Consider the following 2,656-nt stretch of genomic DNA (forward strand, 5'->3'; position numbering starts at 1 on the left):
TGGATAAACCGCTTCAAATTGACCCCTCTTCGCCAATCTAAAAAGTTCCCCTTAGCCGAGTTAATTTGATAAGGTTCGCCAAAGGAAAAAGACCCCTTTGCGCCAATCCAAATTGACCCCCTTGAAATTGCAGATTCGTTTGTGCTAAATGGTTTATAGGAATATGTTTTTGTTTAGCTTTTAGCCGAACAAAAACTGTTGATTACAATGTCCAATAAGCCTATCAAAATGAATAAACTCAGACAGATCATCCGTCTATACAGTCAGGGAACCGGGACCAAGCGCATCCATGCAATGGTGTCAACCTCACGCAATACCATTAAAAAGTATATTCGCATCTGGCAGACGCTTGGCATTAGCTATGAAGAGTTTAATGCCAAGAGCGATAGCGAACTGGCCGTCATTTTTACCACACCTGTGGCCAGGATCTCCAGTGCGCCCCGTATGCAGATCCTTCAGGGACTATTACCCGATTACTGTAAAAGGTTAAAGAGAAAAGGTGTTACAAGGGAACACCTGCATGAGGAATATATAAAAAAGCATTCCGATGGTTATGGACGCTCTCACTTTAATAATGCCATAATGGTATACCTGCAGCTCTCCAGATCGGTAATGCATATAGAACATAAAGCTGGCGATAAAATGTATATCGACTTTGCCGGCAAAAAGCTATTTGTTATCGGGAATGATAATATCAGGCAGGACGTAGAGGTGTTCGTGGCGATTCTTGGCTGTAGCCAGCTCACCTATGTTGAGGCTGTGGCCTCCCAGAAAAAGGAGGACCTCATCACTGCCTGTGAAAATGCCCTTCGCTATTTCGCAGGAGTACCGGAAGCGATCGTCCCCGACAATCTTCGCTCTGCTGTAACAAGGGGAAGCAGGTATGAGGCTGTGCTGAACGATGAGTTTGCCGCATTTGCGGAACATTATGCCACAACTGTTATTCCCGCACGTGCCTACAAGCCACGTGACAAGTCGCTGGTAGAAGGAGCTGTCAAGCTTATCTACCGGAGTATTTATAATAAGTTGGACGATCGTCGTTTTCAAACCCTGGAGCAACTTAATGCAGCAATCGCCCCTCTGCTCGAAATCCATAACAACAAACACTTTTCGGGCAGAAGCTATTCACGCAGGGAACAGTTTGAGGAAATCGAACGCGAGGCCCTTGCCGCACTTAACCCGGTTCGGTATGAGTTGCACAGGCAGGTGATGGTCACCGTTATGAGAAACGGGCATGTACGCCTGGGTGAGGATGTTCACTACTACAGCGTTCCCTACAACTATGTTGGTAAAAAAGTAAAGTTGCTGTACACTTCCGGCTCAGTAAAAGTCTATTACAACTATACCATGATAGCTTTTCATTCAAGAGTGCGGACAAAGCACCATTATACTACCCAACAGGACCATCTGGCACCACAGCACCGGTACATATCAGAATGGACGCCTGAGAACTTTATTCAGCAGGCTGAAGAGATCCATAGTGACGTTGCCCATTACATATCGAAGGTGCTTGAGCATAAAGGATATCCCGAACAGGCCCATAAATCCTGTTCGGGCATACTGAACTTTGCACGTCGTGTTGGAACGGTCCGGCTAAGGAATGCCTGCCGTTGGGCAAATAATCTTGGCCAGTACAACTACCGTATAATCGAGGAGATACTGCAAAAGCAGCTTGATCAGCTATCTGTAGAAGAACAGACAATAGATATCCCTGAGCATGGAAACATCAGGGGCAAGGAATATTACCAGTAACAATAAAAAGCAATTAGAAATGAACAATGAAACATTAGAGAAAATGAAACAGTTAAGGCTGTTTGGGATGTACGATGCATTCAGGACCAATCTGGAATCCTCGGTAAAGGAATCGCTGACCACTGATCAGTTTATATCCGTACTGGTTGCCAGCGAATGGGATGACAGGCGCAACCGTTCGGTGGAAAGAACAATTAGGGCGGCTGCATTCCGATATAAGGCATCTCTTGAACATATTGATTACTCCATTGAGCGAGGCCTCGATAGGAACCAGGTGCACAGACTTGCAGCCCTGGATTTCATTAAGGAGCACAAGGATCTTTTTATAACCGGTTCCACCGGTACAGGAAAAAGCTACCTTGCCACCGCACTTGGATATCAGGCCTGTCAGAATGGATACAAGGTTCTGTATGTTAATACTGCTAAACTTATGGGGCAGCTAAAGCTGGCAAAGGCTAAAGGTACCATCTTGGCAGAACTGAAAAAGATTGAAAGGGTTGATCTTCTTATTCTTGACGACTTCGGTCTTCAGCCATTCGACCCACAGTCAAGGGTTACTTTACTGGATATCATTGAAGATAGGCACCAGAAGCGTTCAACAATAGTTACATCACAAATACCGGTTAAGGAATGGTATGATATAATTGGTGAGAAAACAATAGCAGATGCGGTTCTTGATCGTATCGTTCATCACTCAATAAGAGTTGAACTATTTGGTGAATCTATGAGAAGGAGAAACTCTAAGATTGAAAACGTATTTTTGTAAAATAACAGTTGTTAAACAGGACTTAAAAGATCGATTCTAAAAAGCCTTTTTGCACAACAACTTCTGCTTTTTTCAAGCAACAACTCTGGGGGTCAATTTAAAATTGGCGAAAGGGGGTCAAATTTATTGGTATATGCA

Annotated in this window: 2 protein-coding genes; both read left to right on the forward strand. The window is 44.1% G+C overall.

Annotated features, from left to right (window positions below; all coding sequences use genetic code 11):
• Positions 1-228 precede the first annotated feature (228 nt).
• A complete protein-coding gene (istA, locus tag IEV50_RS19510; protein ID WP_229746821.1) occupies positions 229-1,752 on the forward strand; it encodes an IS21 family transposase in 1,524 nt (507 codons plus the stop codon).
• The gene (gene istB / locus IEV50_RS19515; RefSeq protein WP_229746822.1) at positions 1,718-2,518 is read left to right on the forward strand and encodes an IS21-like element helper ATPase IstB; all 801 of its coding nucleotides are present in this window, start codon (positions 1,718-1,720) and stop codon (positions 2,516-2,518) included. The genes istA and istB overlap by 35 nt, the downstream gene beginning before the upstream one ends.
• Positions 2,519-2,656: the final 138 nt, after the last annotated feature.

It is taken from the genome of Pedobacter mendelii (assembly GCF_014635725.1).
In the GTDB taxonomy this organism is placed as follows: Bacteria; Bacteroidota; Bacteroidia; order Sphingobacteriales; family Sphingobacteriaceae; genus Pedobacter; species Pedobacter mendelii.